Origin of the sequence: Pseudomonas sp. JAI120, assembly GCF_014207255.1 — a bacterium.
GTDB lineage: Bacteria > Pseudomonadota > Gammaproteobacteria > Pseudomonadales > Pseudomonadaceae > Aquipseudomonas.
On sequence record NZ_JACHCZ010000007.1, the window covers coordinates 259,147 to 285,657 of the forward strand.

General features: G+C 57.8%; 23 protein-coding genes. 16 read left to right on the top strand and 7 right to left on the bottom strand.

All coding sequences use genetic code 11. The features are described from left to right. Positions 1–37: 37 nt before the first annotated feature. The 3 genes from HDC32_RS28720 to HDC32_RS28730 all read right to left on the bottom strand — a co-directional run bounded on the left by HDC32_RS28720 (position 38) and on the right by HDC32_RS28730 (position 5,064). Positions 38–316 carry a hypothetical protein gene (locus HDC32_RS28720; protein ID WP_131699389.1) on the bottom strand — a complete coding sequence of 93 codons (279 nt, stop codon included), beginning with the start codon at positions 314–316 and terminating at the stop codon, positions 38–40. Between the two features lie 136 nt (positions 317–452). Continuing rightward, a complete protein-coding gene (locus HDC32_RS28725) occupies positions 453–3,263 on the bottom strand; it encodes an FAD-binding and (Fe-S)-binding domain-containing protein (protein ID WP_184746365.1) in 2,811 nt (936 codons plus the stop codon). Between the two features lie 106 nt (positions 3,264–3,369). Continuing rightward, the gene (locus HDC32_RS28730) at positions 3,370–5,064 is read right to left on the bottom strand and encodes a lactate permease LctP family transporter (RefSeq protein ID WP_145336569.1); all 1,695 of its coding nucleotides are present in this window, start codon (positions 5,062–5,064) and stop codon (positions 3,370–3,372) included. 261 nt (positions 5,065–5,325) lie between these two features. Between HDC32_RS28730 and HDC32_RS28735 the strand changes: the two genes are divergently transcribed. After that, positions 5,326–6,093: an FCD domain-containing protein gene (locus HDC32_RS28735; RefSeq protein WP_131699392.1), complete on the top strand. Its 768-nt coding sequence runs from the start codon at positions 5,326–5,328 to the stop codon at positions 6,091–6,093. Positions 6,094–6,129: 36 nt separating this feature from the next. Here HDC32_RS28735 and smpB read toward each other — a convergent pair whose 3' ends face one another. Beyond that, positions 6,130–6,612, bottom strand: a complete 483-nt coding sequence (smpB, locus tag HDC32_RS28740; RefSeq protein WP_003176160.1) for an SsrA-binding protein SmpB — start codon at positions 6,610–6,612, stop codon at positions 6,130–6,132. Between the two features lie 168 nt (positions 6,613–6,780). Here smpB and HDC32_RS28745 point away from each other — a divergent pair, with 168 nt between their 5' ends. Beyond that, a complete protein-coding gene (locus HDC32_RS28745) occupies positions 6,781–7,215 on the top strand; it encodes a type II toxin-antitoxin system RatA family toxin (protein WP_005791512.1) in 435 nt (144 codons plus the stop codon). Then, on the top strand, positions 7,208–7,510 hold the full coding sequence (locus HDC32_RS28750) for an RnfH family protein (RefSeq protein WP_184746367.1): 303 nt from the start codon (positions 7,208–7,210) through the stop codon (positions 7,508–7,510). Before HDC32_RS28745 ends, HDC32_RS28750 begins: the two co-directional genes overlap by 8 nt. A gap of 67 nt (positions 7,511–7,577) precedes the next feature. Here the strand turns inward: HDC32_RS28750 and HDC32_RS28755 are convergent, their stop codons facing one another. Further along, positions 7,578–8,105 (bottom strand): outer membrane protein assembly factor BamE, encoded by a 528-nt coding sequence (locus HDC32_RS28755; protein ID WP_131699394.1) that lies wholly within the window; start codon positions 8,103–8,105, stop codon positions 7,578–7,580. Between the two features lie 98 nt (positions 8,106–8,203). On the opposite strand from HDC32_RS28755, the gene fur reads away from it, so the two are divergent. Further along, complete coding sequence (gene fur, locus HDC32_RS28760; RefSeq protein WP_010562662.1) at positions 8,204–8,608, top strand: ferric iron uptake transcriptional regulator; 405 nt, start codon at positions 8,204–8,206, stop codon at positions 8,606–8,608. 84 nt (positions 8,609–8,692) lie between these two features. On the opposite strand, the gene recN is transcribed toward fur, so the two are convergent. After that, positions 8,693–10,366, bottom strand: a complete 1,674-nt coding sequence (gene recN, locus HDC32_RS28765; protein ID WP_167656468.1) for a DNA repair protein RecN — start codon at positions 10,364–10,366, stop codon at positions 8,693–8,695. Positions 10,367–10,620: 254 nt separating this feature from the next. Here recN and grpE point away from each other — a divergent pair, with 254 nt between their 5' ends. The 8 genes from grpE to HDC32_RS28805 all read left to right on the top strand — a co-directional run bounded on the left by grpE (position 10,621) and on the right by HDC32_RS28805 (position 21,085). Continuing rightward, positions 10,621–11,181 (top strand): nucleotide exchange factor GrpE, encoded by a 561-nt coding sequence (gene grpE, locus HDC32_RS28770; RefSeq protein ID WP_053137824.1) that lies wholly within the window; start codon positions 10,621–10,623, stop codon positions 11,179–11,181. A gap of 102 nt (positions 11,182–11,283) precedes the next feature. Continuing rightward, entirely contained in the window at positions 11,284–13,197 is a 1,914-nt protein-coding gene (gene dnaK / locus HDC32_RS28775; protein WP_131699396.1) for a molecular chaperone DnaK, read from the top strand. 318 nt (positions 13,198–13,515) lie between these two features. After that, a complete protein-coding gene (dnaJ, locus tag HDC32_RS28780) occupies positions 13,516–14,640 on the top strand; it encodes a molecular chaperone DnaJ (RefSeq protein WP_145336563.1) in 1,125 nt (374 codons plus the stop codon). Positions 14,641–14,650: 10 nt separating this feature from the next. Next, positions 14,651–15,457 carry a 4-hydroxy-tetrahydrodipicolinate reductase gene (gene dapB / locus HDC32_RS28785; protein ID WP_184746369.1) on the top strand — a complete coding sequence of 269 codons (807 nt, stop codon included), beginning with the start codon at positions 14,651–14,653 and terminating at the stop codon, positions 15,455–15,457. Positions 15,458–15,716: 259 nt separating this feature from the next. After that, complete coding sequence (gene carA, locus HDC32_RS28790; RefSeq protein ID WP_131699399.1) at positions 15,717–16,853, top strand: glutamine-hydrolyzing carbamoyl-phosphate synthase small subunit; 1,137 nt, start codon at positions 15,717–15,719, stop codon at positions 16,851–16,853. Between the two features lie 104 nt (positions 16,854–16,957). Beyond that, positions 16,958–20,179 (top strand): carbamoyl-phosphate synthase large subunit, encoded by a 3,222-nt coding sequence (carB, locus tag HDC32_RS28795; protein ID WP_131699400.1) that lies wholly within the window; start codon positions 16,958–16,960, stop codon positions 20,177–20,179. Next, complete coding sequence (greA, locus tag HDC32_RS28800) at positions 20,176–20,652, top strand: transcription elongation factor GreA (protein WP_090399746.1); 477 nt, start codon at positions 20,176–20,178, stop codon at positions 20,650–20,652. The genes carB and greA overlap by 4 nt, the downstream gene beginning before the upstream one ends. Positions 20,653–20,680: 28 nt before the next feature. Continuing rightward, complete coding sequence (locus HDC32_RS28805) at positions 20,681–21,085, top strand: MFS transporter (RefSeq protein WP_131699401.1); 405 nt, start codon at positions 20,681–20,683, stop codon at positions 21,083–21,085. A gap of 9 nt (positions 21,086–21,094) precedes the next feature. On the opposite strand, the gene HDC32_RS28810 is transcribed toward HDC32_RS28805, so the two are convergent. Next, positions 21,095–21,403, bottom strand: coding sequence for a YhbY family RNA-binding protein (locus tag HDC32_RS28810; protein ID WP_017139256.1), 309 nt, complete (start codon positions 21,401–21,403; stop codon positions 21,095–21,097). A gap of 105 nt (positions 21,404–21,508) precedes the next feature. On the opposite strand from HDC32_RS28810, the gene rlmE reads away from it, so the two are divergent. From rlmE to glmM, 4 genes are all read left to right on the top strand, one after another. Next, the gene (gene rlmE / locus HDC32_RS28815) at positions 21,509–22,159 is read left to right on the top strand and encodes a 23S rRNA (uridine(2552)-2'-O)-methyltransferase RlmE (RefSeq protein ID WP_105523285.1); all 651 of its coding nucleotides are present in this window, start codon (positions 21,509–21,511) and stop codon (positions 22,157–22,159) included. Between the two features lie 200 nt (positions 22,160–22,359). Next, the gene (gene ftsH, locus HDC32_RS28820; protein WP_010562674.1) at positions 22,360–24,270 is read left to right on the top strand and encodes an ATP-dependent zinc metalloprotease FtsH; all 1,911 of its coding nucleotides are present in this window, start codon (positions 22,360–22,362) and stop codon (positions 24,268–24,270) included. Between the two features lie 8 nt (positions 24,271–24,278). After that, positions 24,279–25,130 carry a dihydropteroate synthase gene (folP, locus tag HDC32_RS28825; protein WP_184746371.1) on the top strand — a complete coding sequence of 284 codons (852 nt, stop codon included), beginning with the start codon at positions 24,279–24,281 and terminating at the stop codon, positions 25,128–25,130. A 16-nt stretch (positions 25,131–25,146) separates the two neighbouring features. After that, entirely contained in the window at positions 25,147–26,484 is a 1,338-nt protein-coding gene (gene glmM, locus HDC32_RS28830; RefSeq protein WP_053137798.1) for a phosphoglucosamine mutase, read from the top strand. Positions 26,485–26,511: the final 27 nt, after the last annotated feature.

The window sequence follows — 26,511 nt, forward strand, 5'->3', positions numbered from 1 at the left end:
GGTCACGGAAGGCCAACCCGAAGGTTGGCCCTATCGTTTATTGGCTGCCTTTGTCGATGTTCTGCAGGTCTTGCAAGGCCTTTGAGGTGATCTCGATGCACTTCTTGTCGTCACCGGCGGCGTGGGCGGCCTTGGCCTGGGAGACGGCTGTGTCTATTTCACCGCTTTTGCCACTGGTGTCGGTGGCGAGCAGCGCTTTACCGTTGTTGATTTTGTCCAGGTTGATCTTGCACAGATCGGGCTCGCCCGCTGCGAAAACAGGGGAGGCCAGCATCGCAGCGGTAATGAACAAGCCAGCAAGAGCGGAACGCTTCATAGGGTATCTCCTTGCGCAAAAGGGCTCGACGCTGCTGGCGTTCAAGGGCTGCCAGCGACATCACTGATGGGCCTCGTTCGTCGAGGCCTATGCAGATGACTACGCCAGCGCGCAGGGGTTCTGTTTTTTTGCGGGGTTAATGGGCGCGGGCCTGGGTCACGCGATCCACGAGGTACACCAATCCGTGATAATCGATGCCGCCATGCTGGCTTAGGCCGATTTCGCAGGTGCGGCTGGTGGAGATGCCCTCGCTGCAATATTGCACCGCATCCTTGAGGGAGCGCAGCGAGTGGGCGTTGAGTTCCGGCGTGGTGAAACCTTTGTCGCCGGCAAATCCGCAGCAGTGAATGCCTTCCGGGATCACCACGGTTTTGGCACAGCGGCGGGCCAGGTCGATCAGGGCCTGGCTTTCTCCCAGGTGTTGGGTGCTGCAGGTGACGTGTACGGCGATCGGCGCTTCTTGCGGTGTGAAATCGAGACGGTCCATCAGGTGCGTGCGGATGAAACGTACTGGGTCGTAGAGGTCCAGGCGCGTTTCGCCAAGGTCTTGCACCAGGCGCAGGGTGCAGGGGCTGGTGTCGCAATAGATCGGGTCCAGGCCGCCGCGGCTGGCGTGGAGCAGGGCGCCGATCAGTTCCTGGCGTTTGTGTTCTGCCTGTTCGGCGTAGCCTTTGGAGGCGAAGGGCTGGCCGCAGCACAGGTTGTCCTGATTGTCGGGAAACACGACCTGGTAACCGGCTTTTTCCAGCAGTGTCTGGGTTTTTTCGTACAGCGACATCTGCTCTTTATCACTGGCCGCCGGGCCCATGGCGCGTGAGACGCAGGCCGCCAGGTAGACCACCCGTGGCCGCTCATCCGTCACTGCCGGGCTGAAGCGAATGGCTTTTTCCGGTTGTGGCATGGCGTTGCTCCACTGCGGGATCTGCCCCTTGGAGAGCTTGGTCACGGTGGCCGAGAGCTTCGCCAGGCGAGGTGCCCCCAGCAGCATGCGTGCGCCATTGGCTACATGCAGGGTAAAGCGCGCACCTTGCAGTGCCGTGGCGAAATGGGTGGCCAGCCATTCGGCGGTTTTCGTACGGTCGGCGTCACGGCTTCGCAGTTTTTTCACCAAGTCGCCGGTATTGATTCCTACTGGGCAGCGCTGGGCGCATAGGCCGGTAGCGGCACACGTGTCGATGCCCTGGTAGTGGTAGGCCGCTTCCAATTCGGAGGTGTCGACGCCGGCGCGTTTTTTCGCCTGTATATCTCGCCAGATTACGATGCGCTGGCGAGGGCTCAGCGTCAGGCCTTTCGATGGGCATACCGGTTCACAGAAGCCGCACTCAATGCACTTATCCACAAGCTCGTCGGCTGCAGGCAGCGGCTTGAGGTGCTTGAGGTGAATCTGCGGGTCTTCGCTGAGCACCACGTCCGGGTTGAGAATGCCGTTGGGATCGAGCAGGCGTTTGAGTTGCCACATCAGTTGATAGGCGTCGCTGCCCCATTCCAGCTCGACGAAGGGTGCCATATTGCGGCCGGTGCCGTGCTCCGCCTTCAGCGAGCCGCCGAACTCCACGGCCACCAATTGCGCGACGTCATCCATGAACGCTTGATAGCGTGTAACTTCTTCCGCGCTGCTGAAGCCTTGGGTGAACACAAAGTGCAGATTACCTTCCAGGGCATGTCCGAAAAGGATGGCTTCGTCGTAGTGATGTTTGTCGAACAGTTCGATCAAGCGGTTCACGCCAATGGCCAGTTGCTCGACCGGGAAGGTGACGTCTTCGATGATCACCGTGGTGCCGGTTTTTCGTACAGCACCAACGGCGGGGAAGGTGTCCTTGCGGATTGCCCACAGGCGGGCGTTTTCCGCCGGGTCTTCGGTGAAGTCGACCTGTTTCTCCACCGGGAAACCGGTCAGCGACGCCATGATCAGCGCCAATTGTTCATGCAGCAATGACGGCGATGCGGCGCGGGATTCAATCAACAGGGCGCAGGCATTTTCTGACAAGTGCTGTACGAATGCAGGCATGCCCGGTTTGTCCTGCACCGAGCGCATGCTGCGTCGATCCAGCAGCTCGACGGCCGACACCGGTTGGGTTTTCAGTACGGTGACTGCGTTGCAGCAGGTCTCCACATCCGGAAACACAATCAGCGCCGACGCCTTGTTTGGGTGGTCGATTACGGTGTCGTAGGTGACTGCGCTGATAAACCCGAGGGTACCCTCGGAGCCCACCAATAGATGGCTGAGGATATCCAGCGGATCATCAAAATCCACCAAGGCGTTGAGTGACAGGCCGGTAGTATTTTTCAGACGATATTTGTGGCGTATTTTTGCTGCCAATTCGGCGTTTGCCCGCGTCTCACGACCCAGTGTCGCCAGGCGCTCAAGCAGTGCGCCGTGCTGTTCACGAAACGCCGTAATGCTGGTCGCGTCTTCTGTATCGAGGCGACTGCCATCGGCCAGGACCAGACGAATCCCGGCCAGGGTGTGGTAGGTGTTCTGTGCCGTACCGCAGCACATGCCACTGGCGTTGTTGGCGACGATACCGCCGATTTTGCAGGCGTTGATCGACGCCGGGTCTGGGCCGATCTTGCGCCCGAATGGCGCCAGCCAGGCGTTAGCCTGTGCGCCGATTACGCCGGGTTGCAGGCGGATCTGAGTGCCTTGCCCGCGAATCTCGCGGCCGTTCCAATTGTCCCCCAGCACGATCAGCACCGAGTCGCTTATCGCTTGTCCGGACAGGCTGGTGCCGGCCGCGCGGAAGGTCACCGGCACGCGTTCACGCTGGGCCAGTTGCAGCAACGCCACCACTTCGTCTTCCGACTCGACACGGATCACCAGTTGTGGAACCAGTCGGTAAAAGCTGGCATCGGTGCCGAATGCGAGGGTGGACAGTGGATCGTCGAAACGCCGATCTTTTGGGATCAACTGTGCGACGTCAGCAAGGAAAGCGGCAGGCAGACTCATTGGTCCTCCAGGATCAGCACCCCCCTGGGCGCCGTATTGACACGATTGCGCAAAGCCGACGCCGAGGTTACAACCCGGCGTCGGTTATGACCCTATTGCTACGGCTTTAGTGCACCAGCATGCCGGTAAACCAGTAGGCCTGGGCCAGGGTGATCAGCCCGACTATCGTGGCGAAGAACAGGCTGTGCTTGAGGGTGAAGCGGAACAGGTCGGATTCTTTGCCCACCAGTCCGGTAGCGGCGCAGGCCACGGCGATCGATTGCGGCGAGATCATTTTGCCGGTCACGCCACCGCTGGTGTTTGCAGCGACCAGAAGCGTGTCGTTGACGCCGATCTGGTGCGCTGTGGTGGCTTGCAACGAGCTGAACAGGGCGTTGGAGGATGTGTCGGAGCCTGTCAGGAAAACCCCCAGCCAGCCGAGGAAAGGCGAGAAGAATGGGAAGGCTGCGCCGGTGCCGGCCAATACCAGCGCCATGGTCGAAGACATGCCGGAGTAATTGGTGACAAAGGCGAATGCCAGCACCATGCCGATAGACAGGATCGGCCAACGCAACTCGTAGAACGTCTCTTTTAAGGTGGTAAGACCAATCTTGGCGTTGATTTTCAGTACCAGCATCGAGATCAGTGCGGAGAAGAAAATCGCGGTACCAGTCGCTGAGATCGGGTCCAGCTTGAATATCGCCGGAATTGCAGTCGGGTTGGTCACGATGGGTGCAACCTTGATCACCATTTGATCCAGGTGGGGGATCGCGAAGTTGAATACCCAGCTGTACATCGAGCCGCCTGCGGCGAACATCGCCTTGAACGGTTTGAGGGTCCAGATGGTGACCAGTACGGTGAGGATCAGGAACGGTGACCAGGCCTTGAAAATCTGCCCCAGGCTGTAAGGTGAGGCGACGGTGCTGCGCGGCAGGCCGAAGCCGCCGGCGCTGGCGGTAATCGCTACGTCGGAAGTGGCGCCGGCAATCTGCGCGCCCGCGGTGCGTTTGGGTTGCCAGACTTTCAGGAACAGCGTCAGAGAGATCAGGCTGGCCAGGGCCGAGGTGATGTCCGGCAGTTCCGGGCCGATGAAGTTGGACGTGAAGTACTGCGTAATGGCAAAGCTCAGGCCCGCGACCAGCGCCGCCGGCCAGGTTTCGCGAACACCACGCAGGCCATCCATCATGAATACCAGCCAGAACGGCACGAACAGCGAGAGCAGCGGCAGCTGGCGACCGGTCATGGCGCCGATCTTGAAAGCATCGATTCCGGTCACTTGCCCTGCCACGATGATTGGAATTCCCAGGGCCCCGAAGGCGACGGGCGCGGTATTGGCAATCAGGCACAGGCCGGCTGCGTACAATGGGTTGAAGCCCAGGCCTACCAGTAGTGCGGCGGTAATTGCCACGGGCGCGCCGAAACCGGCGGCACCTTCCAGGAATGCGCCGAAGCAGAAACCGATCAACAGCACCTGCAGGCGCTGGTCATCGGTGATCGACAGGACAGAGCTGCGGATGATCTCGAACTGGCCGCTCTTGACGGTGAGTTTGTAGAGAAACACCGCCGCGACAATGATCCAGGCAATAGGCCACAGGCCATAGGCAAAACCGTAACCGGCAGCGGCCAGCGCCATGTCCACCGGCATCTGGAAGGCAAAGATCGCCACCAGTATCGATAACGCCAGGGTGATGCTGCCGGCTACGTGGCCTTTGAGGCGAAACACGGCCAGCGCCAGGAAGAAGAATACGATCGGAATAACGGCGGCCAATGCGGACAGGCCGAGGCTGCCGAGCGGGCTGTAGAGCTGTTGCCAGGTTTGCATATGGGGTGGCCCCTAATTGTTGTTGGTCAGGCACTTCATAGTCGACTTGGATAATTGGTAATACCAATTTACAATCGCTGATGGCTAGGTTAAAAGCCTTCTGAAGATGTGTCAATTTGCCGCTCGCGAAACTTTGGTCGTAGGTCGGTGGGCGAGATGATCTGGCTGGGTGAGTCGAAGCGGTTCTGATAGGTGCTGGAAGGGCGGCGATAGGCCAGAATAGAGGGCCCGGCGAGTGGTCGGGATGATGGAGAGCGAGTTATGGGGTTTGATCAGGTGCGTCAGCGCCGTTTGTCTGACGATATTGTCGAGCAGCTTGAAGGGATGATCCTTGAGGGCACGCTGAAGTCGGGTGAACGCTTGCCGGCCGAGCGCGCTTTGGCTGAGCAGTTTGGTGTGTCGCGTCCTTCATTGCGGGAGGCGATTCAGAAACTCGCGGCCAAGGGCTTGTTGGTGAGCCGTCAGGGTGGGGGCAATTATGTTGCCGAGTCACTGGGCTCGACGTTCAGCGACCCGCTGTTGCACCTGTTGGAAAACAATCCCGAGGCCCAGCGTGACCTGCTGGAGTTTCGTCAGACCCTTGAAGCGTCCTGTGCTTATTACGCAGCATTGCGAGCTACTGAGGTCGACCGTGAGCGGCTGACCGCTGCATTCGACGCGCTACAGGATTGCTATACCCGCGTAGATGAAGTGAGCCGAGTCGAGGAGGGTGCTGCGGATGCGAGGTTCCATCTGGCTATTGCGGAGGCCAGTCATAACGCGGTGTTGTTGCACACCATTCGCGGTTTGTTCGACCTGCTCAAGCGTAACGTGGTGACCAACATTGGTGGCATGTATCAGCAGCGTACAGAGACCCGTGACATGCTGATCAGCCAGCACCGGGAACTGTACCTGGCGATTATTGAGGGGCGGGCCGAGCAGGCGAGAGACGTCTCGACACGTCACCTGGAGTACGTGCAGGAAGTGTTGGAGGAAGTGCGTCAGGAGGTTCAGCGCGTGGCGCGTGCGGAACGGCGCAAGGGGATGTAGCCGGGGGGAAGTCCCGAGGCTACATCGTTACAAGGATTATTCTTCCTTGCCCTTGTTGCGCACGGCGCGGTGCAGCTCGCGGTTGGAATCGCGTTCGCGCTCTGTATCACGCTTATCGTATTCCTTCTTGCCCTTGCCCAGTGCGATCTCGCACTTGACCAGATGCTTGCTCCAATACCAGGACAGGCAGATACAGGCGTAGCCTTTCTGTTGTACGGCTGCGGCGAGCTTTTCCAGTTCGCGGGCATTGAGCAATAGTTTGCGCGTGCGCACCGGGTCGGCAATCACGTGGGTGCTCGCGGTTGTCAGCGGGGTGATATGACTGCCGAGCAGCCATGCCTCGCCATCCTTGAGCAATACGTAGCTGTCGACCAGTTGCAACTTGCTGGCACGCAGACTCTTTACTTCCCAGCCGGCCAGGACCAAACCAGCCTCGAACCGATGTTCGATGAAGTAATCGTGTCGCGCTTTTTTATTTTGCGCGATGGTCCCTGTGGGGTGTTTCTTTTGTTTAGCCATAGGGGCGGCATTATAGGGAGTTGCGAGCGTGTCGGCTACGGTCAACCTGCGTGCTTGAGCGTGTTGGTCGAATCCCGGACAATACGGGCAGTTCTTTGGTTTTTTTCTTTCGCGGATCCGACTGTTCTTTCGCGATGTTTGCCGCTCAGCTGTGGAAATCACGCACACATGACGACGCATATTCAACGTTCGGCCCTGCTGCCCTATCCGGCGCAGGCGCTCTATGATCTGGTCAACGACGTGGCGCGTTACCCGGAATTCCTGCCTTGGTGTTCAACTGCCGAGGTGCTGGAAAGCAGTGATGAGCATATGGTTGCCAGTGTCGGGGTGGCGAAAGGCGGACTCAGTCAGCACTTCGTTACGCGTAATGTACTGGTGCCGGGCAAGTCCATTGAGATGAATCTGCAGGAAGGGCCGTTTACCCAGCTGCATGGTGTGTGGGTGTTCAAGGCGCTTACCGACAAGGCGTGCAAGATCAGCCTGGACCTGTCGTTTGATTACGCTGGGCCGATTGTGCGGGCGACATTGGGGCCGTTGTTCAATCAGGCGGCCAATACCCTGGTGGATGCATTCTGCCAGCGAGCCAAGCAGCTGCATGGTTGAGATTGAGGTGGTATATGCCGCCGAGGATCGCCAGGTTTTGCTGGCGTTGACGGTGGCTTCGGGAACCAGTTTGCGCGCGGCAGTGCAGTTCTCAGGGATGGCTGTGCAGTTTCCTGAGCTGGATCTGGCTGATTGCCCTTTGGGGGTATTCGGTAGGGTCGTCACGGATGCTGAGGTGCGTCCCGTACAATCGGGCGATCGCATTGAAATCTATCGGCCCTTGCTTGTGGACCCTAAAGAAGTGCGCAGGCTCCGTGCGGCCAAGGCGGCGTTGGCAAAGCGGCAGAATCCATAAGCTGGCTGAACGACAGGACAGGTAACAAAAAGCCCGGCATGCCGGGCTTTTTATATGCGCCACAATGTTACTGCGGGCTGGTGTCCAGAGGCTGGGGCGTCGGGACAGGGACCGTTTCGACCCCGTCGACGTCTTTCTGGATCTTGTCGAGCAAGGAGCCTGGCTTGGCTGGTACTTCGGACTTCGGCTTCTCGCTTTCCTGCACAGGTGCAGTCACATTCGCGCCGTTATCGTTGCCGAGCAGTGCTTGATCGCGGCTTACGCCTGGCATGAAATCACCCGACAGGCTGACAAGCTGGTCATTGCCATTGAAAATGACGCTGACGCGCTCCTGTTGGCGTTCACCGCCACCAGGTTGCAGGCTATAGAGATAATCCCAGCGATCGGCGTGAAAAGTGTCGGTCAGCAGGGGATTGCCCATAATAAACCGTACTTGCCGTCGGGTCATTCCCGGGCGTAACTGGTCTATCATGTCCTGCGTGACGACATTGCCCTGCTGGATGTCGATTTTGTAAACCCCGGGGAATGAACAACCGGCGAGTGCGAGCAGTCCCACAAGGGTGAAACTGGTTAGCAAGAGCTTGGTGTTTTGCATCGGTGGGCGACTTCCACTATCTTGGCTGGGACAACGTAAACGCCGATCATACCCGTATTAAGAGAAGCTGCGAAGCAGCATCCGCGAGAAAGCTAACCATGGTTGAAAATAGCGAACTACGCAAAGCCGGTCTTAAAGTGACTCTGCCACGAGTCAAGATTCTACAAATGCTCGATTCTGCTGAGCAGCGCCACATGAGTGCCGAGGATGTTTACAAGGCGCTGATGGAGTCTAACGAGGACGTCGGCCTGGCCACGGTTTACCGTGTACTGACCCAGTTTGAAGCCGCAGGGCTGGTGGTTCGTCATAATTTCGACGGCGGTCATGCAGTGTTCGAATTGGCTGACGGTGGTCATCACGATCACATGGTTGACCTGGATACCAATGAGGTTATCGAGTTCACCAGCCCTGCAATCGAAAAGCTCCAGCACGAAATTGCTGAGGAGCATGGATTCGATTTGGTCGACCACAATCTCGTGTTGTACATCCGTAAGAAAAAGTAAAAACGACGCAGAATTGCTCTGCGAAACGATCGAAGGCGACCCTAGGGTCGCCTTCGTGCTTTCTATAATAGGGAAAAGTTCGTCTCAAGCCTTAGCGGCTACGACCATTTTCTTCGCGTGTGCCAAAGACTCTTTGGTCAAGTCGATCCCTCCGAGCATCCGTGCCACTTCTTCTACGCGCTCCGACTTGTTCAGTTTGGATACCGCAGTGTGTGTCGCATCGCTGTTTCTCACCTTGTGCACAAACAAGTGTTGATGCCCTTGAGCCGCCACTTGTGGCAAGTGAGTGACGGTCAGCACCTGGCCGCGATCCCCCAGGCGGCGCAGTAACTGACCAACAATTTCCGCAGTGGGGCCACCGATACCTACGTCTACTTCATCGAACACCAGTGTCGGTACCCGTGAGGTTTGCGCGGTAATCACTTGGATCGCCAGGCTGATTCGCGATAGCTCACCACCAGACGCCACTTTTGCCAGAGCCTTGAGCGGTTGCCCAGGGTTGGCGCTGACCAGTAGCTCTACCTGCTCCAGGCCGTAGGGTTGCAGCTCATTGCTGGCGTTGGTGCGCAACTCGATGCTAAAGCGCCCGCCCGGCATGCCCAGGCGCTGAATTTCCTGCTCGACGGCGCCAGCCAGGCTGGTGGCGGCCTGTTGGCGCAGATCGCTCAGTTCGCGGGCCTTCTCCTGATAGTGGCGGGCAAAAGAGCTGAGCTCTTCGCCCAGTCGCTCAATGGATTCGTCATTTGCGTTCAGGGTCTCGATTTCATCCAGCAGTTTTTGCTGCATGGTTGCCACTTCGGTGGGCTGGATTCGATGTTTGCGCGCCAGGGTATAGATGGTGTCCAGGCGCTCTTCTATCTCCTGAAGGCGCGCCGGGTCGGCGTCGAAATGATCAAGAAAGCGATTGAGTTCGCCTACGGCTTCCTCTACCTGGATTTGCGCACTGGTCAGTAGGGTGGTGGCTTCACTCAGTGGGCCTGAGGCGCTGTTAACACTGGATAGTCGGTTGAGGCTGGCCGTGAGCGCATTGAGCACATTGCCGGAATCGCTCTCGCTGCATTGCTCCACCACCTGGCGGCAGATACCCAGTAGGGTTTCGGCGTTGGTGAGGTTCTTGTGTTCCTGTTCCAGTTGTTCCAGCTCGGTTTCGCCAAGACCCAGGCTTTCCAGCTCTTCAAGCTGATAGCTGAGCAATTGGTGGCGGGCGCGTTGCTCGTCGCCGGAATTGGACAGTCGCTCCAGCTCCTGCCGGGTCTGGCGCCAGCGCTGGGCAGCCAGTTGTACCTGCCGGGCAAGGTCAGTGGCGCCAGCGTATTCGTCGAGCAGGCGGCGATGGGTGTCGGTTTTGAGCAGGGACTGGTGTTCATGCTGGCTATGGATATCAATCAGCAACTCACCCAGGGCTTTCAGGTCGCCAAGGGGGCAGGGCGTTCCATTGATATAGCCGCGTGAGCGCCCTTCGGCGGTGATGACTCGGCGCAGGATGCACGGGCCGTCATTATTAAGGTCGCGCTCGGCTAGCCAGGCCTCGGCTTCGGGGATGTCTGCGAGGTCGAAGGTGGCCAGAATGTCGGCCTTGTCTGCGCCGGGGCGCACCACGCCACTGTCGGCACGGTCGCCAAGGGTCAGGCCCAGGGCGTCGAGCATGATCGACTTGCCGGCGCCGGTTTCGCCTGTGATTACGCTCATCCCGCGATCCAGTTCGAGATCCAGATGTTCAACGATGGCGTAGTTGTGTACAGACAGGTGCACGAGCATGACGGCCGCTCCCAGGCTTTAGGTCTGGTTATTTATACAGTGTTTTGTTCTGGGCTGACAATCCTGATGCTTAGCTCAATTTGCTCGGTTACTCAGGTTTTTTAGTGCAAAGGAGAATGATCGGGCCGAAGTTGATCTGGGGCACGCCAAAGACTTTTGATAGCGCCTGCGCCCTTGAACCTGGAAATTGTGGCCCCATATACCGGAACAGAAGCGCGAGTTGAGTTCGCGCATGATTTTGAAAGGAGAAATCTATGGCTGACGAACAGACGCAGGATACGCAAACTCCAGACGCCAATTCGGCTGTCGGTGATGAACTGGCAACTCGTGTGCAAGTGCTCGAAGAGCAGTTGGCCGCTGCGCAGGATCAGTCTTTGCGTGTTGCCGCCGATCTGCAGAACGTCCGCCGCCGTGCCGAGCAGGACGTAGAAAAAGCTCACAAGTTCGGGCTGGAAAAGTTCGCGGGCGACCTGCTGCCAATTATTGACAGTTTGGAACGTGGCCTTGAGTTGTCCAACCCGGATGACGAAAACATCCGCCCGATGCGCGAAGGGATCGAACTGACCCTGAAAATGTTTCAGGACACCCTGAAGCGTTATCAGCTCGAAGCCATTGATCCGCAAGGCGGCGAACCGTTCAGCGCCGAGCATCACCAGGCCATGGCCATGCAAGAAAGCCACGACCTCGAACCCAACAGTGTGTTGAAAGTGTTCCAGAAGGGCTATCAGCTCAACGGTCGCCTGTTGCGCCCGGCAATGGTGGTAGTGAGCAAGGCTCCTGCACCCGTTGCACCTTCTATTGATGAGCAGGCTTGAAATCCGCCGCAAGGCCCCCATTTATAAGTCAAGCGTTTAAGTGCTACCGCAGTTAGCCACCACTGCTGCGGCAACCAAATTCAAGTTTCGGGAGAGTAAATCATGGGCAAAATTATCGGTATTGACCTGGGGACCACCAACTCCTGCGTCTCCGTGCTGGAAAACGGCGTTGCAAAAGTAATCGAAAACGCCGAGGGCGCGCGTACTACGCCGTCGATCATCGCTTACGCCAACGATGGTGAAATCCTCGTTGGTCAGTCGGCCAAGCGCCAGGCTGTGACCAACCCACATAACACTCTGTACGCGGTGAAGCGCCTGATCGGCCGCAAGTTCGACGAAGAAGTCGTACAGAAAGACATCAAGATGGTCCCTTACAAGATCGCCAAGGCTGACAACGGTGACGCCTGGGTTGAAGTAAATGGCCAGAAAATGTCGCCACCGCAAATCTCGGCTGAAATCTTGAAGAAGATGAAGAAGACTGCCGAAGATTACCTGGGTGAGACAGTGACTGAGGCGGTGATCACCGTTCCGGCCTACTTCAACGACAGCCAGCGCCAGGCGACCAAAGACGCCGGCCGCATCGCGGGCCTGGACGTAAAACGTATCATCAACGAACCGACTGCAGCTGCTCTGGCTTACGGTATGGACAAGGCTAAAGGCGATCACACCGTGATCGTTTATGACCTGGGTGGCGGTACGTTCGACGTTTCCGTGATCGAGATCGCCGAAGTGGACGGCGAGCATCAGTTCGAAGTGTTGGCCACCAACGGCGACACCTTCCTGGGTGGCGAGGACTTTGACATTCGTCTGATCGACTACCTCGTTGACGAATTCAAGAAAGAAAGCGGCATGAACCTCAAGGGTGACCCGCTGGCGATGCAGCGCCTGAAAGAAGCTGCTGAAAAAGCCAAGATCGAGCTGTCTTCCGCTCAGTCGACCGACGTTAACCTGCCGTACATCACTGCAGACGCTACCGGTCCTAAGCACTTGAACGTGAAGATCTCTCGCGCCAAGTTGGAAGCGCTGGTTGAAGATCTGGTTCAACGCACTATTGAGCCATGCCGTATTGCGCTGAAAGACTCCGGTATCGACGTTGGTGCGATCAACGACGTGATCCTGGTGGGCGGTCAGACCCGTATGCCGCTGGTTCAGAAGTTGGTTACCGAGTTCTTCGGCAAAGAAGCACGTAAAGACGTGAACCCGGACGAAGCTGTTGCCATGGGTGCTGCCATCCAGGGCGCGGTATTGGCCGGTGACGTGAAAGACGTGTTGCTGCTGGACGTAAGCCCGCTGACCCTGGGTATCGAAACCATGGGTGGCGTGATGACTGCGCTGATCGAGAAAAACACCACGATTCCTACCAAGAAATCCCAGGTGTTCTCGACTGCTGATGACAATCAGGGCGCTGTGACCATTCACGTGCTGCAAGGTGAGCGTAAGCAGGCTGCTCAGAACAAGTCCCTGGGTAAGTTCGACCTGGCTGAGATTCCACCAGCACCACGTGGCGTGCCACAAATCGAAGTGACCTTCGACATCGACGCCAACGGCATTCTGCACGTAGGCGCGAAAGACAAGGCTACCGGCAAAGAGCAGAAGATCACCATCAAGGCCAACTCCGGTCTTTCTGATGAAGAAATTCAACAGATGATCCGTGATGCTGAAACCAATGCTGAAGCTGACAAGAAGTTCGAAGAGTTGGCAGGTGCCCGTAACCAGGGTGACGCACTGGTTCACTCGACGCGCAAAATGATCGCTGATGCTGGCGAGAAAGTGACCGCTGAAGAGAAGGCTGCCATCGAAGCTGCTGTGGTTGCCCTGGAAGCCGCTGTTAAAGGCGACGACAAGGCTGATATTGAAGCCAAGGTTGAAGAATTGTCGAAAGTTTCCGCGCCAGTGGCTCAGAAAATGTATGCCGAACAGGCTCAGCCTGCCGATGGCGCTGCGCAGAAAGCAGAGCCTGAAGCTAAAGACGATGTTGTCGATGCTGAGTTCGAAGAAGTTACAGACAAGAAGTAAGTTGGTCGCCCGGTTGACCGCTATCAAGCGGTGACTGGTAGGATGTCGCCGCGCGGGAGCTTGCTCCCGCGTTGGCGTGTCTGGGGTATGCGAATTTTTACAGCATGCGACAGCGTTCGGATGTTGGCGGTGTGATCGGGGATGCTCCTGCTTTCCGAGCAATAAATACCGCGTTTTTGGCCGGATCCCTGGCTAAAAAGTAGTAATGACCAGGATCGTTGAATTGACGTGAGTTGGGTCCGGGCCTGTATTGGGGCTCAACGAGTTTAGCCAGGCTCAGGAGGGTCTGGCTGAACGTCCTTAAGAGTGCAAAGACTTATGGCAAAGCGTGACTATTACGAAGTGTTGGGTGTGGAGCGCGGCTCCAGCGAGGCGGATCTGAAAAAGGCTTACCGTCGCCTGGCAATGAAGCACCACCCGGACCGTAATCCGGATAGCAAAGAATCCGAGGACATGTTCAAAGAGGCCAATGAGGCCTACGAATGCCTGTCTGATCCCAACAAGCGTGCGGCCTACGATCAGTATGGCCACGCCGGTGTCGACCCTAGCATGGGTGGCGGCGGTGCCGGTTTTGGCGGTCAGAACTTCTCCGATATTTTCGGTGATGTATTCAGTGACTTCTTTGGTGGTGGCCGGGGTGGTCAGCGCGGTGGTGCCCAGCGTGGCAGCGACTTGCGTTACACCCTGGAGCTGAACCTGGAAGAAGCTGTACGCGGCACCAGCGTCAATATTCGCGTGCCGACGCTGGTTAACTGTAAGCCGTGTGATGGTTCGGGTGCCAAGAAAGGTTCCTCGCCGATTACCTGCCCGACATGCGGCGGTATCGGCCAGGTCCGTATGCAGCAGGGTTTCTTCTCTGTGCAGCAGACCTGCCCGCGTTGCCATGGGCAGGGCAAGATCATTTCCGATCCGTGCGACTCTTGCCACGGCGAAGGCCGCGTCGAAGAGTACAAGACCCTGGCGGTGAAGGTGCCGGCGGGCGTGGACACCGGAGACCGTATTCGTCTGTCGGGTGAGGGTGAGGCCGGTGCTCAGGGTGGTCCGACGGGCGACCTTTACGTGGTGATCAATGTGCGCGAACACTCGATCTTCCAGCGCGACGGCAAGCACCTGTTCTGTGAAGTGCCGATCAGTTTTGTCGATGCAGCCCTGGGTGGCGAATTGGAGATTCCGACCCTGGACGGTCGGGTCAAGCTCAAGATTCCTGAAGGTACGCAGACCGGTAAGCAGTTCCGTATCCGTGGCAAGGGCGTAGCTCCGGTGCGCGGTGGCGGTGCTGGCGACTTGATGTGTCGTGTGGCCGTGGAGACTCCAGTCAATCTGGGTCGCCGTCAGCGTGAGTTGCTTGAGGAATTCCGCAGTTCGCTGGAGGGCGATGACACGCATTCGCCGAAAACCACTGGCTTTTTCGAAGGCGTGAAGCGCTTCTTCGGCGACCTGTAAGGAAGTGAGTATGCGACGTATAGCCGTAATGGGCGCTGCCGGGCGCATGGGCAAGACGTTGGTCGAGGCGGTGCAGCAGCGCTCCCCGGCCTCTGGGCTGACCGCGGCGATTGTTCGTCCCGGTAGCACGTTGATCGGTGCGGATGCGGGTGAGTTGGCTTCGCTGGGGCGTATCGGTGTCTCATTGTCAGGTAGCCTGGAGCAGGTGGCTGACGAATTCGATGTGCTGATCGACTTCACCCTGCCGGAGGTGATGCTGAAAAACCTCGCGTTCTGCCGCAAGGCGGGTAAGGCGATGGTGATCGGTACCACGGGTTTGACTGCTCAGCAGAAGCAGTTGTTGGATGAGGCGGGTAAGGATATCCCCGTCGTCTTCGCCGCCAACTTCAGTGTCGGCGTGAACCTGTCGCTCAAGTTGCTGGACATGGCGGCGCGGGTGTTGGGGGATGAAGCGGATATCGAGATTATCGAGACGCATCACCGCCACAAGATCGATGCGCCGTCGGGTACTGCGCTGCGCATGGGGGAGGCTATTGCCGATGCGCTGGGGCGGGACCTGTCCAAGGTGGCGGTTTACGGTCGCGAAGGGCATACCGGAGCGCGTGCGCGTGAAACCATTGGTTTTTCGACCGTCCGCGGCGGTGATGTTGTGGGCGACCACACGGTATTGTTTGCTACCGAGGGTGAGCGCCTGGAAATCACTCACAAGGCTTCCAGTCGGATGACATTCGCCAAGGGCGCGGTGCGCGCTGCGCTCTGGTTGGAAGGTCGCGAGCCCGGTCTGTACGACATGCGCGATGTGTTGGATCTGCACTAATCAGTAGCTAAAACGGGGCCCCAGGATTATCCTAAGGCCCCGTTTTTACCCGCTAAGCGACGTCCTGTCGCATTCTCCTGCCTTTAAGGCTCATTAGCGGTGGACCAAAAAAGCCTTTTTCTGTAAGCTACAGCTTTAGTGTGTCCACTAAAAGCGCGCAGAATAATTCAGTGAAGAAGCGGGGTGACGTGTCCATACGTCACTCCGCTTTTTTACAACCTGCGATCGCCCTTTCAGGCTTTATTTACGGGAGGTCTTCTTGACTAAGCCAGCCATACTCGCCCTTGCTGATGGCAGCATTTTTCGCGGCGAAGCCATTGGAGCCGACGGTCAAACCGTTGGAGAGGTGGTGTTTAACACCGCCATGACAGGCTATCAGGAAATCCTTACCGATCCTTCCTACGCCCAACAGATCGTTACCCTGACCTATCCGCATATCGGCAACACCGGTACTACGCCGGAAGACGTTGAGTCTGATCGTGTCTGGTCGGCGGGTCTGGTCATTCGTGATCTACCACTGGTTGCGAGCAACTGGCGTAACACGATGTCGCTGTCCGATTACCTGAAAGCCAACAACGTTGTGGCGATCGCCGGTATCGATACGCGCCGCCTGACTCGCATCCTGCGTGAAAAGGGCTCGCAGAACGGCTGCATCATGGTCGGTGACAATATTTCCGAAGCAGCGGCGATTGCAGCAGCGCAAGGCTTCCCTGGCCTGAAAGGCATGGACCTGGCGAAAGTCGTCAGCACCAAGGAACAGTACGAGTGGCGCTCCACCGTCTGGGACTTGAAGACCGACAGCCACGAAACTATCGAAGTGGCTGACCTGCCGTATCACGTGGTCGCATACGACTACGGCGTCAAGTACAACATCCTGCGTATGCTGGTCGAGCGTGGGTGCCGCGTGACCGTGGTGCCGGCGCAAACCCCAGCCAGCGACGTGCTTGCCCTGCAACCGGACGGTGTATTCCTTTCCAACGGCCCGGGTGACCCGGAGCCTTGCGACTACGCCATCCAGGCCATCAAGGAAGTGCTGGAGACCGAGATTCCGGTGTTCGGTATTTGCCTTGGTCACCAGTTGCTGGCGCTGGCCTCCGGCGCCAAGACCCTGAAAATGGGTCATGGCCATCACGGCGCCAACCACCCTGTGCAAGACCTGGACACTGGCGTTGTGATGATCACCAGCCAGAACCACGGTTTTGCGGTGGATGAAGCGACCTTGCCGAGCAATGTCCGCGCGATTCACAAGTCGTTGTTCGACGGTTCCCTGCAGGGCATCGAGCGCACTGACAAGAGCGCGTTCAGCTTCCAGGGCCATCCTGAAGCAAGCCCGGGCCCGAACGACGTAGCGCCGCTGTTCGACCGTTTCATCAATGAGATGGCCAAGCGACGCTGACTGAGCTGCCTGCGGGCGGCCCCTACCTTGGCGGCCCCCGCAGGCTCTTCGAAGATTGTTCAAGACGGCTTGCCGACTGACCTGCGGATTTGAGTGACAAACCCATGCCAAAACGTACAGACATAAAAAGCATCCTGATTCTCGGCGCTGGCCCGATCGTGATCGGCCAGGCCTGCGAATTCGACTACTCCGGCGCCCAGGCCTGTAAAGCCCTGCGCGAAGAGGGTTACCGCGTCATCCTGGTGAACTCCAACCCGGCTACCATCATGACCGATCCGGACATGGCCGACGCCACCTACATCGAGCCGATCAAGTGGCAGACTGTTGCCAAGATCATCGAGAAAGAGCGTCCAGACGCACTGCTGCCGACCATGGGCGGCCAGACTGCGCTGAACTGCGCCTTGGACCTGGAGCGCGAAGGCGTCCTGGAAAAGTTCGGTGTAGAGATGATCGGCGCCAACGCTGACACCATCGACAAGGCTGAAGACCGTTCGCGCTTCGACAAGGCGATGAAGTCCATCGGCCTTGACTGCCCGCGCTCGGGTATCGCCCACAGTATGGAGGAGGCCAACGCAGTTCTCGAAAAGCTGGGCTTCCCGTGCATTATCCGTCCGTCCTTCACCATGGGCGGCACCGGTGGTGGCATTGCTTACAACCGTGAAGAGTTCGAAGAAATCTGCGCGCGTGGCCTGGATCTGTCGCCGACCAAAGAGCTGCTGATCGACGAATCCCTGATCGGCTGGAAAGAGTATGAGATGGAGGTTGTCCGCGACAAAAAGGACAACTGCATCATCGTCTGCTCCATCGAAAACTTCGACCCGATGGGCGTGCACACCGGCGACTCGATCACCGTTGCTCCGGCGCAGACCCTGACGGACAAGGAATACCAGATCATGCGTAACGCCTCGTTGGCGGTATTGCGTGAGATCGGCGTTGAAACCGGTGGTTCCAACGTTCAGTTCGGCATCTGCCCGGACACAGGCCGCATGGTCGTGATCGAGATGAACCCGCGTGTATCGCGTTCTTCGGCGCTGGCATCGAAAGCTACCGGCTTCCCGATTGCGCGTATCGCTGCCAAGCTGGCTATCGGCTACACCTTGGACGAACTGCAAAACGAAATCACGGGCGGCGCGACGCCTGCGTCTTTCGAGCCGTCTATCGACTACGTTGTCACCAAGCTGCCGCGTTTTGCTTTCGAGAAATTCCCGAAAGCCGACGCGCGTCTGACCACTCAGATGAAGTCGGTGGGTGAGGTCATGGCCATTGGCCGGACTTTCCAGGAGTCCCTGCAGAAAGCCCTGCGTGGCCTGGAAGTGGGGGTTTGCGGCCTGGACGAGAAGCTTGACCTGGGCAATCCGGAAAGCATGAGCATCCTCAAGCGCGAGCTGACCGTGCCGGGCGCCGAGCGCATCTGGTACGTGGCCGATGCTTTCCGTGCCGGCATGACCGTCGAAGACATCTTCGGCATGAACATGATCGATCCGTGGTTCCTGGTGCAGATCGAAGATCTGATCAAGGAAGAAGAGAAGGTCAAGACCCTCGGTCTGTCGTCTATCGACCGCGACCTGATGTTCCGCCTCAAGCGTAAAGGCTTCTCCGACCAGCGTCTGGCCAAGCTGCTGGGTGTGACCGAGAAGAACCTGCGCACGCATCGTCACAAACTGGATATTTTCCCGGTCTACAAGCGCGTTGACACCTGTGCTGCCGAGTTCGCCACCGACACTGCGTACCTGTACTCCACCTACGAGGAAGAGTGCGAAGCTGCGCCGTCGGGCCGCGACAAGATTATCATCCTGGGCGGTGGTCCGAACCGTATCGGCCAGGGCATCGAATTCGACTATTGCTGCGTACACGCCGCCCTTGCGCTTCGCGAAGACGGGTACGAGACCATCATGGTCAACTGCAACCCAGAAACTGTTTCCACTGACTACGACACTTCCGACCGTCTGTACTTCGAGCCGGTAACGTTGGAAGACGTGTTGGAAATCTGTCGCGTCGAGAAACCAAAAGGTGTAATCGTCCAGTACGGGGGCCAAACCCCGCTGAAACTGGCGCGTGCCCTTGAGGCCGCCGGTGTGCCAATCATCGGCACCAGCCCTGACGCCATCGACCGTGCCGAAGACCGTGAGCGTTTCCAGCAAATGGTTGAGCGCCTGAACCTGCGTCAGCCACCAAACGCTACCGTGCGCAGCGAAGACGAAGCCATCCGCGCCGCCAGCAAGATCGGCTACCCGCTGGTGGTGCGTCCGTCCTACGTGCTGGGCGGCCGTGCGATGGAAATCGTCTACGAAGAAGAAGAGCTCAAGCGTTACCTGCGTGATGCAGTAAAAGTGTCCAACGACAGCCCGGTGCTGCTGGACCACTTCCTCAACTGCGCCATCGAAATGGACGTGGATGCGGTTTGCGACGGTACCGACGTGGTCATCGGCGCGATCATGCAGCACATCGAACAGGCGGGCGTTCACTCCGGTGACTCCGCATGCTCGCTGCCGCCTTACTCGTTGCCTGCACATATCCAGGACGAGATGCGCGAACAGGTCAAGAAAATGGCCTTGGAGTTGGGTGTTGTCGGCCTGATGAACGTGCAGTTGGCGCTGCAAGGCGAAGATATCTACGTCATTGAAGTCAACCCACGTGCTTCGCGTACCGTGCCGTTCGTTTCCAAGTGCATCGGCGTGTCCCTGGCCATGATCGCTGCGCGTGTGATGGCGGGTAAGACTCTGAAGGAAATTGGCTTCACCAAGGAAATCATTCCAAACTTCTACAGTGTGAAAGAGGCAGTGTTCCCATTTGCCAAATTCCCTGGTGTGGACCCGATCCTGGGCCCAGAGATGAAGTCCACCGGTGAAGTGATGGGCGTGGGCGATACCTTCGGTGAAGCCTTTGCCAAGGCCCAGATGGGCGCCAGCGAAGTGCTGCCGACCGGCGGTACTGCGTTTATCAGCGTGCGTGATGATGATAAGCCGCTGGTTGCAGGCGTGGCCCGTGATCTGATCAACTTGGGCTTTGAAATCGTGGCAACTGCCGGGACCGCCAAGCTGATCGAAGCGGCCGGCTTGAAAGTGCGCCGCGTGAACAAGGTGACGGAAGGCCGTCCGCATGTGGTCGACATGATCAAGAATGACGAAGTCACGCTGATTATCAACACCACCGAAGGTCGCCAGTCGATCGCGGATTCCTACTCCATTCGCCGTAATGCCTTGCAGCACAAGATCTACTGCACCACCACTATTGCTGCTGGCGAAGCTATCTGCGAAGCGCTCAAGTTCGGTCCGGAAAAGACCGTGCGTCGCTTGCAGGATCTACACGCAGGATTGAAGGCATGATCAAATACCCAATGACCGTCCAAGGCGCCAAGGCCCTGGAAGAGGAGCACGCCCATCTGACCAAGGTCGTACGTCCAAAGCTGAGCCAGGACATCGGTACGGCCCGCGAGCTGGGTGACTTGAAGGAAAACGCCGAATACCACGCTGCTCGTGAGCAGCAGGGTATGGTCGAGGCGCGGATCCGTGATATCGAAGGCCGTATGCAGAATGCGGTGATCATCGACGTCACGACTATTCCGCACACTGGCAAGGTGATTTTCGGTACCACCGTGGAGATCGCCAACGTTGAGACTGACGAGAGCGTGGTCTACCACATCGTGGGAGAGGACGAGGCTGACTTCAAACTCGGCAAAATCTCCGTCGGCTCACCACTGGCCCGTGCCTTGATCGCCAAGGAGGAGGGTGATGTGGTGTCTGTCAAAACGCCCGGCGGTGTGATCGAGTACGAGATTGTTGAAGTTCGTCACGTCTGAAAGGCGGCGCCCGCTTCGTGCGGGCGCCATGCTTTGGCAGCTTGCCCAGATGCTTTGGGTGGGTGGTGTGTGGCTATTGCATATTGGTGTATTGCCGGCGCTGGGCCTGATTGGCCTGGCCCCGTTGCTGATCGATGAGATCGATGGATTATTGAGTGCGCTGCTGGTGGGATTCGCGGCGGCGTGCGTAGCGCTTCAGGCGTTGGTGCTGGTCAAGGCTGAAGGCTTGGAGAGTTTGTGGCGGGATATTCGCGGCCAACTGCTGTTGATGGCGCTGTATGCATGTGCAATGTATTGCATTGTGCATGTCTGGCTGCCGGAAGCGTTGCGCTGGCAGCTATTCAGCTATCTTGTGCTAGGGTTCTCCGGCCTGGTGCTGGTTATACAGCCTGCTCCAGGATGGAGTGGCGGGGCGCGCGAAGCACGCCCGTGACCCTTTGTGTTACTTGAAGCGGTGTACGTTCGACAGTTGCTTGTTGACGCTGAAGTTCTTGCGATACAGCAGTGCCATCTTGCCGATGACCTGAACCAGGTCTGCTTTGCCAACCTTGCACAGTTCTGCAATGGCGGCCAGGCGCGCTTCGCGGTCAAGGATGTTGACCTTGATCTTGATCAGTTCGTGATCGCCCAGTGCGCGTTCAAGTTCGGCTAACACACCTTCAGTCAAACCGTTGTCTGCCACAATCAGAACTGGTTTCAGATGGTGGCCAATGGATTTGTACTGTTTCTTCTGCTCTTGAGTGAGCGGCATAATCTGACCCCTGCGTCTGATCTTGTAAAAAGCGGCGGCCAGTTTACCCGAGCGAGTCCGGGACCGCCCAGTTAATCACGACCCGTTTTATTTTCGAGGTGGCCCGTGGCCCGTTCCAAAACTAGCCTTAAGTGGCTGCAAGAGCATTTCAACGATCCTTACGTCAAAAAGGCGCAAAAGGATGGCTATCGTTCCCGGGCCAGCTACAAGCTGTTGGAGATCCAGGACAAGGACAAGCTGATTCGCCCAGGCATGAGCGTTATCGATCTTGGCGCGGCCCCTGGTGGTTGGTCCCAGGTGACCAGTCGTCTGATTGGTGGTCAAGGTCGCCTGATCGCTTCCGACATCCTGGAGATGGACAGCATCCCGGACGTGACCTTTGTTCATGGCGATTTTACCCAGGACACGGTGCTCGCCCAGATCCTTGAGGCTGTGGGAAATTCGCAGGTAGACCTTGTGATTTCCGACATGGCCCCCAATATGAGTGGATTACCGGCCGTTGATATGCCCCGGGCCATGTTCCTTTGCGAGTTGGCGCTGGATTTGGCGGGTCGGGTGTTGCGTCCCGGTGGCGATTTCCTGGTGAAGGTGTTCCAGGGAGAGGGTTTCGACGAGTACCACAAGAACATCCGCAAGTTGTTCGACAAGGTGCAGACGCGTAAACCTGACTCTTCCCGGGACAGGTCCAGAGAGCAATATCTGCTGTGCCGCGGCTTCCGCGGTGTCGAAGGCGCGGAGAGTGAAGAGCGTTTTTGAGGAATTCGAGGAGGGCGATAGGTTTTTTTATATCGCTTTCGTCACGAAGCTTTACGAATATTGTGTAGTCAAAGTTTCACAAAGGGTTACAGACGGCGCCTGCCAGAGTTGTAGGTAATGTAGTAAGTTAGGCCGGTGAATATCATGCGAAGCGCGCGCCAGTAGCGGAGCTTGCTTCAGAGGGTAGTTAATTGAACGATATGGCAAAGAATCTGATCCTGTGGTTGATCATCGCGGCTGTCCTCGTGACGGTGATGAACAACTTCTCCAGCCCTAACGAGCCGCAGACCCTCAACTATTCCGACTTCATCCAGCAAGTTAAGGATGGCAAGGTCGAGCGCGTAGCGGTTGATGGCTACGTGATCACCGGCAAACGCAACGATGGCGACAGCTTCAAGACCATTCGTCCGGCAATCCAGGACAACGGCCTGATCGGTGACCTGGTGGATAACCATGTGGTTGTCGAAGGCAAGCAGCCTGAGCAGCAGAGCATTTGGACTCAACTCTTGGTGGCAAGCTTCCCGATCCTCGTGATCATTGCCGTGTTCATGTTCTTCATGCGCCAGATGCAGGGCGGTGCGGGAGGCAAGGGCGGACCGATGAGCTTCGGCAAGAGCAAGGCGCGCCTGCTCTCTGAAGACCAGGTGAAGACCACCCTGGCTGACGTAGCGGGTTGCGATGAAGCCAAGGAAGAAGTCGGCGAGTTGGTTGAGTTCTTGCGCGATCCAGGCAAATTCCAGCGCCTGGGTGGCCGTATTCCTCGCGGCGTGCTGATGGTCGGCCCTCCAGGTACCGGTAAAACCTTGCTGGCCAAGGCGATTGCCGGCGAAGCCAAGGTACCGTTCTTCACCATTTCCGGTTCTGACTTCGTCGAAATGTTCGTCGGTGTCGGTGCGAGCCGAGTTCGCGATATGTTCGAACAGGCCAAGAAGCATGCGCCATGCATCATCTTCATCGATGAAATCGACGCCGTTGGTCGCCATCGTGGTGCTGGCATGGGCGGTGGTCATGATGAGCGTGAGCAGACCCTTAACCAGTTGCTGGTCGAGATGGATGGTTTCGAAATGAATGACGGCATCATCGTCATCGCGGCGACCAACCGTCCGGACGTGCTCGATCCTGCGTTGTTGCGTCCAGGCCGTTTTGACCGTCAGGTCGTGGTTGGCTTGCCGGACATCCGTGGGCGCGAACAAATCCTGAAAGTGCACATGCGCAAAGTGCCGATGGGCGACGACGTTGCACCGGCTGTGATTGCCCGTGGTACCCCGGGGTTCTCGGGTGCTGATTTGGCCAACCTGGTGAACGAGGCTTCGCTGTTTGCAGCCCGTACCGGCAAGCGCATCGTTGAAATGAAAGAGTTCGAGCTGGCGAAAGACAAGATCATGATGGGCGCTGAGCGCAAATCCATGGTCATGTCCGAAAAAGAGAAGCAGAACACTGCGTATCACGAAGCGGGTCACGCCATCGTGGGGCGCGTCGTGCCTGAGCATGACCCGGTCTACAAAGTGTCGATCATTCCTCGTGGTCGTGCGTTGGGTGTCACCATGTTCCTGCCGGAAGAGGATCGTTACAGCCTCTCCAAGCGTGCGCTGATCAGCCAGATCTGCTCGCTGTACGGTGGTCGAATCGCTGAAGAGATGACCTTGGGCTTCGACGGTGTGACCACTGGGGCTTCCAACGACATCATGCGCGCCAGCCAAATTGCGCGAAACATGGTGACCAAGTGGGGCTTGTCGGAAAAACTCGGTCCTTTGATGTACGCCGAGGAAGAAGGTGAAGTATTCCTGGGGCGTGGCGGCGGTGGTCAAAACGCCAGTTTCTCCGGTGAGACAGCCAAGCTGATCGACTCTGAAGTGCGCAGTATCATTGACCAGTGCTACGGGACGGCCAAGCAGATTCTGACCGATAATCGCGACAAGCTGGATGCAATGGCTGATGCGCTGATGAAGTACGAGACCATCGATGCGGACCAGATCGACGATATTATGGCCGGTCGAACGCCTCGTGAGCCACGCGATTGGGAAGGCGGCTCGGGCACCTCTGGCACTCCGCCAGTGGTTCAGAACGAACGTCCTGAAACCCCAATCGGTGGCCCGGCAGCTGACCATTAAGGTTTGAAATGACTTTTGCTTCGTCCTCCCCCCGGTTGCCTTGCGGCAACCGGGTTCTTGATTTGGCCCATACACATGTTATGGGCATTCTTAATGTAACCCCTGACTCCTTTTCCGATGGTGGCCGCTTCAGCCAGCTTGATGCTGCATTGCGTCACGCAGAAGCCATGGTGGCGGCCGGTGCGACCTTGATTGATGTGGGCGGTGAATCGACGCGGCCTGGTGCTCGTGTTGTTTCCCCTCTGGAGGAGTTGGAGCGCGTGGCGCCGATTGTCGAGCGCATCGCTCGAGAGTTGGATGTGATCATTTCGGTGGATACCTCTACCCCGGCCGTAATGCGTGAGACTGCGCGATTGGGGGCCGGCTTGATCAATGATGTGCGCTCCCTGCGGCGCGACGGCGCTCTGGATGCAGCTGCAGCTACCGGTTTGCCGGTGTGTTTGATGCATATGCTGGGTGAGCCCGGCAATATGCAGGACGGCCCGCACTATGATGACTTGGTTGGTGAGGTGAGTGGTTTTCTCTCCGAACGGGTTGCCCAATGCGCTGCGGTAGGTATTGCGCCGGAAAGGATCATCCTTGATCCGGGGTTTGGTTTCGCCAAGACCCTGCAACACAATTTGAGTTTGTTCAAACACATGGAGTCCTTGCATGCCCTTGGTCGGCCCCTGTTGGTCGGTGTTTCGCGCAAGAGCATGATAGGGCTGGCATTGAATTGCCCGGTGGGTGAGCGGTTGTACGGCGGTCTTGCACTGGCGGCGCTTGCGGTGACCAAGGGTGCGCGCATCTTGCGTGTGCATGACGTTGCTGAGACCCTGGATGTGGTGCGCATGATTGCAGCTGTGGAATCAGCCGAATAAGAATGATGGAGCACTTATGACTAAAAAATACTTTGGCACCGACGGTATCCGTGGTCGGGTCGGCGAGTTTCCGATTACTCCTGATTTCATGCTCAAGCTTGGATGGGCGGCGGGTATGGCGTTCCGCAGCATGGGGGCGTGCCGCATCCTGGTGGGCAAGGACACCCGAATTTCGGGGTACATGTTTGAATCAGCGCTTGAGGCCGGCTTATCCGCCGCAGGCGCCGATGTGATGTTGCTGGGGCCAATGCCGACGCCCGCGATTGCATACCTGACGCGTACCTTTCACGCTGAGGCCGGTATTGTGATCAGTGCTTCGCACAATCCACATGACGACAACGGCATCAAGTTCTTCTCCGGTCAGGGCACCAAGTTGCCGGATGAGATTGAGCTGATGATCGAAGAGCTGTTGGATGCGCCGATGACCGTGGTCGAGTCCAGTAAGCTGGGCAAGGTGTCGCGCATCAATGACGCATCCGGTCGTTATATCGAGTTCTGCAAGAGCAGTGTGCCAACCAGTACCAATTTTGCCGGCCTGAAGATTGTCGTCGACTGCGCCCATGGTGCGACCTACAAAGTCGCGCCAAGCGTATTCAAGGAGCTGGGCGCAGACGTGACAGTGCTTTCGGCTCAGCCCAACGGATTGAACATCAACGAAAACTGCGGCTCCACCCATATGGAGCAGTTGCAAGCAGCTGTCCTGGCAGAGCATGCCGACCTCGGGATTGCCTTCGACGGTGACGGCGACCGCGTGCTGATGGTTGACCACACGGGGGCCGTGGTCGATGGCGATGATCTGTTGTTCATCATTGCCCGCGACCTGCATGAACGTAACAAGCTGCAAGGCGGTGTCGTCGGTACGCTGATGAGCAACCTTGGGCTTGAGCTGGCGTTGGCAGACCTGGGTATTCCTTTTGTTCGCGCCAATGTCGGTGACCGGTATGTGATCGCCGAACTGCTGGAGCGTAACTGGCAGGTAGGTGGTGAGAACTCCGGGCACGTGGTGTGCTTCCAGCACACTACCACCGGTGACGCGATTATTGCGGCGTTGCAGGTGCTATTGGCTTTACGTCGCCGCGAAGAGAGCCTGGCTCAGGCGCGTCAGGCTTTGCGCAAATGCCCGCAAGTATTGCTTAACGTGCGTTTCGCAGGCGGGGAAAACCCGATCGAGCACCCTGCTGTCAAAGAGGCTTGCGAACGCGCGACCCTGGCAATGGCTGGTCGTGGACGGGTATTGCTGCGCAAGTCTGGCACAGAGCCTTTGGTGCGCGTTATGGTCGAAGGTGACGACGAAATACAGGTTCGCGGCCATGCCGAGGACCTGGCAAAACTGGTAACTGAAGTTTGCGCCTGAATTCGGCTTGCCAGTGATGATGTGGTT

Excerpts from the sequence above, each read along its gene's own strand:
- dnaK (WP_131699396.1), top strand. The coding sequence starts at position 11,284 with ATGGGCAAAATTATCGGTATTGACCTGGGGACCACCAACTCCTGCGTC.
- dapB (WP_184746369.1), top strand. The coding sequence starts at position 14,651 with ATGCGACGTATAGCCGTAATGGGCGCTGCCGGGCGCATGGGCAAGACG.
- dnaJ (WP_145336563.1), top strand. The coding sequence starts at position 13,516 with ATGGCAAAGCGTGACTATTACGAAGTGTTGGGTGTGGAGCGCGGCTCC.
- HDC32_RS28720 (WP_131699389.1), bottom strand. The coding sequence starts at position 316 with ATGAAGCGTTCCGCTCTTGCTGGCTTGTTCATTACCGCTGCGATGCTG.
- folP (WP_184746371.1), top strand. The coding sequence starts at position 24,279 with ATGACTTTTGCTTCGTCCTCCCCCCGGTTGCCTTGCGGCAACCGGGTT.
- greA (WP_090399746.1), top strand. The coding sequence starts at position 20,176 with ATGATCAAATACCCAATGACCGTCCAAGGCGCCAAGGCCCTGGAAGAG.
- HDC32_RS28750 (WP_184746367.1), top strand. The coding sequence starts at position 7,208 with ATGGTTGAGATTGAGGTGGTATATGCCGCCGAGGATCGCCAGGTTTTG.
- HDC32_RS28735 (WP_131699392.1), top strand. The coding sequence starts at position 5,326 with ATGGGGTTTGATCAGGTGCGTCAGCGCCGTTTGTCTGACGATATTGTC.
- grpE (WP_053137824.1), top strand. The coding sequence starts at position 10,621 with ATGGCTGACGAACAGACGCAGGATACGCAAACTCCAGACGCCAATTCG.
- HDC32_RS28810 (WP_017139256.1), bottom strand. The coding sequence starts at position 21,403 with ATGCCGCTCACTCAAGAGCAGAAGAAACAGTACAAATCCATTGGCCAC.
- recN (WP_167656468.1), bottom strand. The coding sequence starts at position 10,366 with ATGCTCGTGCACCTGTCTGTACACAACTACGCCATCGTTGAACATCTG.
- HDC32_RS28730 (WP_145336569.1), bottom strand. The coding sequence starts at position 5,064 with ATGCAAACCTGGCAACAGCTCTACAGCCCGCTCGGCAGCCTCGGCCTG.
- smpB (WP_003176160.1), bottom strand. The coding sequence starts at position 6,612 with ATGGCTAAACAAAAGAAACACCCCACAGGGACCATCGCGCAAAATAAA.
- carB (WP_131699400.1), top strand. The coding sequence starts at position 16,958 with ATGCCAAAACGTACAGACATAAAAAGCATCCTGATTCTCGGCGCTGGC.
- glmM (WP_053137798.1), top strand. The coding sequence starts at position 25,147 with ATGACTAAAAAATACTTTGGCACCGACGGTATCCGTGGTCGGGTCGGC.
- HDC32_RS28745 (WP_005791512.1), top strand. The coding sequence starts at position 6,781 with ATGACGACGCATATTCAACGTTCGGCCCTGCTGCCCTATCCGGCGCAG.
- fur (WP_010562662.1), top strand. The coding sequence starts at position 8,204 with ATGGTTGAAAATAGCGAACTACGCAAAGCCGGTCTTAAAGTGACTCTG.
- HDC32_RS28805 (WP_131699401.1), top strand. The coding sequence starts at position 20,681 with ATGCTTTGGCAGCTTGCCCAGATGCTTTGGGTGGGTGGTGTGTGGCTA.
- HDC32_RS28755 (WP_131699394.1), bottom strand. The coding sequence starts at position 8,105 with ATGCAAAACACCAAGCTCTTGCTAACCAGTTTCACCCTTGTGGGACTG.
- ftsH (WP_010562674.1), top strand. The coding sequence starts at position 22,360 with ATGGCAAAGAATCTGATCCTGTGGTTGATCATCGCGGCTGTCCTCGTG.
- HDC32_RS28725 (WP_184746365.1), bottom strand. The coding sequence starts at position 3,263 with ATGAGTCTGCCTGCCGCTTTCCTTGCTGACGTCGCACAGTTGATCCCA.